The organism is Lentzea sp. NPDC006480, assembly GCF_040611995.1.
Lineage (GTDB): Bacteria > Actinomycetota > Actinomycetes > Mycobacteriales > Pseudonocardiaceae > Lentzea.
In genome coordinates, this window is record NZ_JBEXPJ010000273.1 from 1 (window position 1) to 7,232 (window position 7,232).

At 69.0% G+C, this 7,232-nt stretch carries 3 protein-coding genes; 1 reads left to right on the forward strand and 2 read right to left on the reverse strand.

What is annotated here, in order from left to right; genetic code table 11:
- Window positions 1–39: 39 nt before the first annotated feature.
- Together mycP and eccD are read right to left on the reverse strand one after the other, a co-directional pair.
- Window positions 40–1,461, reverse strand: coding sequence for a type VII secretion-associated serine protease mycosin (gene mycP, locus ABZX92_RS44425; protein WP_355571999.1), 1,422 nt, complete (start codon window positions 1,459–1,461; stop codon window positions 40–42).
- Between the two features lie 8 nt (window positions 1,462–1,469).
- On the reverse strand, window positions 1,470–2,876 hold the full coding sequence (eccD, locus tag ABZX92_RS44430; protein WP_355572001.1) for a type VII secretion integral membrane protein EccD: 1,407 nt from the start codon (window positions 2,874–2,876) through the stop codon (window positions 1,470–1,472).
- A gap of 232 nt (window positions 2,877–3,108) precedes the next feature.
- Between eccD and eccCa the strand changes: the two genes are divergently transcribed.
- On the forward strand, window positions 3,109–7,125 hold the full coding sequence (eccCa, locus tag ABZX92_RS44435) for a type VII secretion protein EccCa (protein WP_355572003.1): 4,017 nt from the start codon (window positions 3,109–3,111) through the stop codon (window positions 7,123–7,125).
- The last annotated feature ends 107 nt before the right edge of the window (window positions 7,126–7,232 follow it).

The window sequence follows — 7,232 nt, forward strand, 5'->3', positions numbered from 1 at the left end:
GCCTCGAACGCGGCCGGTGGCGTGAGTCAAGGTATTCGTTCAGCCTTGACTCGTTCGCGTTGTGGTCCCGGCGTCTTTGCGCCTGCGGTTCACGGAGTTGCGCACGAACAGCGTCAGCATCAGCAGCGCACCACCGAGCCCGATGCCCGACAGCGCCACGATGATCGGCGGCCAGTCGATGCCGGGCGGCGGCGTGACGGACGTGTTCATCTCCTTCGGCTCCGGCTGCTGGAACCCCTTGGCCTCGGCCGGCAGCACCGCGGTCAGCGCGGCCACCGGGTTGATCATGCCGAAGCCGACCTTGTTGTCCTTTCCGGACACGTTGCCGGGGTTCAGTGCCGTGGCCTTCAGGCGGCTCATCACCTGGCGCGCGGTCAGGTCCGGGAACCGCTGGCGCACCAGCGCGGTGATGCCCGCCACGTACGGCGAGGCGAAGCTGGTGCCCTTGATGTCGGTCGTGCCCTGCGCGGTCACGTTGGCGTTCGTCAGGCCGGTGCCCTTGGGGTCGACGGAGATGATCTCCTCACCCGGCGCGGCGATGCTGACCCACGGACCCCAGACGCTGAACGACGAAACCGCGCCGGAACGGGCGATCGACGCCACGGACAGCACGTCGTCGGCGAACCAGGCCGGCGACGAGATCGAGTTCACGTTGGCCGGGTCCAGGTTGTCGTTCTGCTTGGGACAGCCGGTGCCCTGGTCGCTGAGGTTGCCCGCCGCCGTCACGATCACGACGTCCTTGACGTCCACCGCGTACCTGATCGCGGCCTGCAGACTCTGGTCGTCCGCGCTGAAACCCTTGGGAGTGCCGCAGTTCGTCAGCGAGATGTTGATGACGTCGGCACCCTGGTCGGCCGCGCGGACGATCGCCTTGGCCAGGGTGCTCACCTTGCCGGCCGACTGGCGGTTCTCGGTCTGGCTCTTGAACTCGAACCTGTCGCTGGTCTGGCGGATGGCGAGGATCGTCGCCTCCGGTGCGGCGCCGACGAAGTCTCCCTCGGTCTTGGCCGCCGCGGCGACACCCGCGACCTCGGTGCCGTGGCCGTCGCAGTCGTCGAGGCCGTTCTTGTCCCCGAAGACGTACTCGCCGCCGGGCTTGACGCGGTCGCCGAAGCGCGGGTTGCGCGGGTCGACGCCGGTGTCGATGATCGCGATCTTGACGCCCTTGCCCGTGGCGAACCGGTGCGCCTGTTCCAGGTTCAGGTGGACCTGGCCCCAGGGCTTCTGCTTGATCAGTTCGCTCTTGGTGTCGGACTCGACGCAGCCCTTGTTGGTGCGGGTGTACGCCACGTCCGGCTTGCCGTCGTCCGTCGGCGGCTTGGCGTTCGGCGGCAGATCCGGCGGAACCGAGTTCGGCTTCACCGCGGCCGACGATGACGACGACGGCTGAGCGGAGGCGTGCGGCACGGCCCCCGTCAGCAGCAGCAGTCCGGCGGTCGCTGCCGCCGCGGTGCGCCTCATACCCGTCCTCATGATGGCCCGATCAGGCCCCGGAACACCGAGTACAGGTCCATCACCGCGAGCGCCAGCGGCACCACCGCGGCGATGAGGACGGCCTCGATGACGTCGACGGTGCGGCGCAACGGCGGCGAGAACTTCTGGCCGGGGAACACGACACCGAGCACGAGCGCGCCCGCGCCGAGCAGCAGCAGCGTGCCGAACACGAAGACGATGCGGTTGAGCTCGGTGGCGGAGGCCAGCCAGCCGATCAGGATGCCCGCGCTGGCGAACATGCCGGTCGACAGCAGTGCCACGGCCTGCGCGCCGTTCGCGTACGCACGGCCGCGCATCATCAGCACGATCGCGACGACGACGCCGTAGATCGGGCCCCAGATCGTGTTGGCACCCGCGGCGACGATCGCGGCGAGCGCGGCCACCACACCGGTACCGATGATCATGCCGGTCAGGTACTCGTGCGCGACCGCGGTGCGACGCTCGATGACCGCGAACTCCGGGAAACCGGTGTCCTCCTTGAGGTCCTCCGCGTTCGTCGGCACGACCGGCGGCGGGATCTTGGCCAGCTGCAGCGTGAGCCTAGGCAGCATCGACAGCGCGGCGAGCGCCACGGCACCGGTCGCGGCGGCCACCCCGGCGAGCGGGTGGTCGACGAACGTCGCGACGAGGAACGCGAGCGCCACGAGCGTGCCGCCGGTCGCCGCGGCGATGAACACCGTGATGCCCTGGCCGATCAGCAGGATGCCGCCCCACGCGAAGATCATCATCAGCGCGGACGCCAGCAGCATCTTCGGGCTGAACCCGACACCGGGCACGGCGTGGAAGCCGGCCACGAACGCCATCGGCAGCGAACCGCACGCGGCGATCAGCACACCGGTCGACGCTGCCTTGTACGCACGCGCGATCGTCGCGCCGGTCGCCAGTGCGGCGACGGCGGCGACACCCGCGGCGATGGCGGCGGCGAGTCCGCTGCCCTTGCCCGCGACGGTCACCGGGCCGGACAGGAACAAGGCCACCGCGGAACCGATCAACGCGAGCGCGCCCGCGAGGTGCCCGAACTTCTGCGCGGTTTCCTTGGTCCACGGCCGGAACGAATCCGGATCGGACTCCGCGATCGCGTCGACCACGTCGTCGTACAGCGGCGGCGGCGGATTCTCGTTGCGGCGCCGCAACTGCAGCAGCTCGCCGTCGACCACGCCGAGCGACGCGAGCGTGCGCGCCGGGTCGAGCGGGCTGTCGCCGAGCTTCGCGAGGCACCAGCCGCCGTGCCGGACACCACCGTCCGGAGTGGCCTCTCTCGCCATGTCCAGCAGCATCGGCAGGAGATCGGCCACCGCCACGTCGGCAGGCAGCGCGACGTCGATACGCGTTCGAGGTGCCACCACCGTGACACGGCTGAACACCGTCGTACCGGTCGCCACCAGGGCCCCCTAAGTCAGATCAGCACTTACAAATCAACGGCCCGACCCTATTGGTCCACTCGGACGCTCGCCGGGCGGCCCTAGTATGGCCGCACCGGCGGCTTCTGTACGTGTGGTTCGCAGAACACGTTCGACTGGGTTTTTTCTCGACCCACCTTCGCGGCTCGTTCAGATGCGCAATAGTGTCGGTTGCTACTGGTGGCGTAACGAGAGTCGAAGAGGTGCCTGTCAGTTGAGCACGCTGCAGTTCAAGCGAACGGCACGCCTTGCTGCTCCCCGGCCTCCGGGCGGTGAGGTCCACCTCGAACCGCCACCCGAGGTCCCGCGGATCATCCCCGGCAACATCATGATGAAGGCGATGCCGGTCGTGATGATCGTCGCTTCCGTCGGCATGATGGGCATGATGCTCGTGCTGACGCCGAAGCAGCCGGCGGCGATGATCATGCCGGGCATGATGATGATCTCGACCATCGGCATGATGGCGGGCGGCATGGGTTCTGGCAAAGGCCAGAAGAAGGCCGAGATGAACGAGGACCGCAAGGACTACCTGCGGTACCTCGGCCAGATGCGCGACCGCGCCCGCGAGGCAGCAGACGAACAGCGCGCCGAACGCGAGTGGGTGCACCCGGACCCGCAGATGCTGTGGTCGCTCGCCACCACCCGCCGCATGTGGGAACGCCGTCAGAACGACCCGGACTTCTGCCACCTGCGCGCCGGCCGGGGCTCACAGCGCCTCGCCACCCGCCTGGTGCCGCCGCAGACCGGTCCCGTCGAGGAGCTCGAGCCGATCGCGACGCTGGCCCTGCGCCGGTTCGTGCGCGCCCATTCGCTCGTGCCCGACCTGCCGATCTCCATCGCACTGCGCGGTTTCGCCGCGGTCGGCCTGCTCGGCGAGATGGAGGACCGCCGCGACCTCGCGCGCGCCCTCATCGCCCAGCTCGTCACCTTCCACGCCCCGGACGACCTGCTGATCGCGGTCGTCAGCGCGGGCCGCACGAAGCAGCTGTGGGAGTGGGTGAAGTGGCTGCCGCACGCGCAGCACCCCACCGACATCGACGGCATCGGCCAGCGCCGCATGATGGCGAACTCGCTCGCCGAGATCGAGGCGATGCTGGACGAGAACCTGCGCGACCGGCAGCGGTTCACCCGCAACGCCCCGCCGCCGCCCGACCAGCCGCACATCGTGATCGTCATCGACGACGGCGACATCAGCCGCGAAGAGATGATCATCCTCGAGGAGGGTCTGGTCGGCGTCACGCTGCTGGACCTGTCCGAGTGCCTGGGCAACCTGACGGCGCGGCGCGGTCTGCGCCTGGTCGTCGAGAACAACCAGCTCGGTGCCCGTTCCGCGAGCGGTGTCGAGTGGTTCGGCGCGCCGGACCGGCTGTCCGTCGCGGAGTCCGAGGCGCTGGCCCGCAGGCTCTCGCCGTACCGCATGGGCGCCGCCGGTGAAGCCGGTGGCGACTCGGGCGAGGACCCGTTGGCGATGACCAACAACCCGCCGATCCTCGAGTTCATGGGCATCCCGGGCGACCCGATCACGTTCGACGTGCAGCAGGCGTGGCGCCCCCGGCCCAAGCGCGACCGCTACCGCATCCCGTTCGGCATCGGCGAGCACGGCCAGCAGGTCGAGCTCGACATCAAGGAAGCGGCCGAGGACGGCATGGGCCCGCACGGCCTGTGCATCGGCGCGACCGGTTCCGGTAAGTCGGAGTTCCTCCGCACCCTGGTGCTGGGCCTGCTGGCCTCGCACTCGTCGACGGCGCTCAACATGATCCTCGTCGACTTCAAGGGTGGTGCGACGTTCCTCGGTCTGGACAAGGCACCGCACGTCGCCGCGACGATCACCAACCTGGCCGGCGACCTCACCCTGGTCGACCGCATGAAGGACGCCATCGCCGGTGAGGTGTCGCGCCGGCAGGAAGTACTGGCGAAGGGCAACTACAAGAACGTCTGGGACTACGAGAAGGCCCGCGAGAACGGCGCCCAGCTCGACCCGCTGCCCGCGCTCTTCATCTGCATCGACGAGTTCTCCGAGATGCTGACGGCGAAGCCGGACTTCATCGACATCTTCCTCCAGATCGGTCGTGTCGGCCGGTCGCTGCAGATGCACATGCTCCTCGCGTCGCAGCGACTGGAAGAGGGCAAGCTGCGCGGTCTGGACACGTTCCTCTCGTACCGGATCGGTCTGAAGACGTTCAACGCGGCCGAGTCGCGCGCGGCGATCGGTGTGCCGGACGCGTACGAGCTGCCGCCGATCCCGGGCTCGGGTTACCTGAGCGTGCAGGGCATGCCGCTGACCAGGTTCAAGGCGCTCTACGTCTCGGGCACCTACCGACCGTCGGGCATGCAGTCCGCCGGTGAGTCGGTGGCCGTGCGCAGCGACAAGCGCCCGCGGTTCTTCGTGCCGGACTTCATCGAGATCCCGAAGGAGCCGGAGCGGCCGCTCGAGCCGGTCAAGGCCGAGGCCGCGCCGGTCAAGGAAGACGCGAACGAGCCGACCCAGCTCGAGCTCATCGTCGACCGCCTCGTCGGCCAGGGCCCGCCCGCGCACGAGGTCTGGCTGCCGCCGCTGAACGAGCCGCCGACGATGGACACGATCCTGCCGCCGCTCGACGTGACGCCGGACCGCGGTCTGACCTCGCCCGGCTACCCGGCGAACGGCGTGCTGCAGATCCCGGTCGGCGTGGTCGACAAGCCGTTCGAGCAGCGCCGCGACCTGCTGTGGGCGGACTTCTCCGGTGCGGCCGGCCACGGTGCGGTCGTCGGTGGGCCGCAGTCGGGCAAGTCGACGCTGCTCAGGACCATGATCGCGTCGATGTCGCTGACGCACACCCCGGAGGAGGCGCAGTTCTACTGCATCGACCTCGGTGGTGGCACGCTCGCGTCGATGGAGGACATGCCGCACGTCGGTGGCTTCGCCGGCCGTCTCGACGTCGACAAGGTCCGCCGCATGGTGGCCGAGCTGCAGACGTTGATCACCGAGCGCGAGCTGCGGTGGCGCGACCAGCGCATCGACTCGATGGTCGAGTTCCGCAACCGCAAGCGCCGCGGTGAGATCAAGGACGACAACTTCGGTGACGCGTTCCTGATCGTGGACGGCTGGATGAACTTCCGCCAGGAGTTCGAGATGGTCGAACCGCAGGTCCAGGCGCTGGCGGCGCAGGGTCTGTCGTACGGCGTGCACGTGATCGTCGCCGCCAACCGGTGGGCGGAGATCCGTCCCGCGATGAAGGACCTCCTGGGCACGCGGTTCGAGCTCCGGCTCGGTGACCCGAGCGAGTCCGAGATCGACCGCAAGGTCGCGGTCAACGTGCCGCCCGGTCGTCCCGGCCGCGGTCTCACCGGTGACAAGCTGCACTTCCTCACCGGTCTGCCGCGCATCGACACCGCCCAGGACCCGACCACCATCTCGGCGGGTGTCCAGGACCTCAGCGCCAAGCTCAACCAGGCCTGGCAGGGCCCGCGGGCCCCGCAGGTCCGGATGCTGCCCGACCTGCTGGACTACTCGCAGTTCATGGCGCAGGTCCAGCAGCACAACCCGAACCGCGGCCACCTGGTCCCGGTCGGTGTCAACGAGGACGAGCTCGCGCCGGTCTACATGGACTTCGACGCGGACCCGCACTACTTCGCGCTGGCCGACGGCGAGTCGGGCAAGACGAACATGTTGCGCACGATCATCCGCGGCATCATGACCAGCTACACCTCGTCCGAGGCGCTGATCCTGCTCGCGGACTTCCGCCGCACGTTGCTCGGCTTCATCGACACCGACCACCTGCTCAGCTACGCGGTCTCGGCCACGCAGCTCACGCAGAACGTGCAGGAGGTCCGCGGCTCGCTGACCAAGCGCATGCCCGGCCCGGACGTCACGCAGGACCAGCTCAGGAACCGCTCCTGGTGGACCGGCCCCGAGGTGTTCATCATCGTGGACGACTACGACCTGGTGGCTCCGCAGGGCGCTGCGAACCCGCTGCAGCCGCTGGCGGAGTTCATCCCGCAGGCGAAGGACGTCGGTCTGCACATCATCCTGGCCCGCCGCATGGGTGGTGCGTCCCGCGCGATGTTCGACCCGGTGATGGGCAAGCTGAAGGAGATCTCGGCGCCGATCTTCGTGGGTTCCGGTTCGAAGGAGGAGGGCAACATCGTCGGCAACCTCAAGCCGTCGCCGCAGCCTCCTGGCCGGGGCACCATGGTGACCCGCAAGCACGGTCAGCAGCGCATCCAGTTCGCCTGGATCCAGCCCGACTAACCCGGCTCGCTCTGGCGGGGCCCTGCGTTTCCTCTCCGGGGAACGCAGGGCCCCGCTTGCGTTCGCGCACAACCTGAAATGGCCCGCAGCCAGGCTGCGGGCCCACA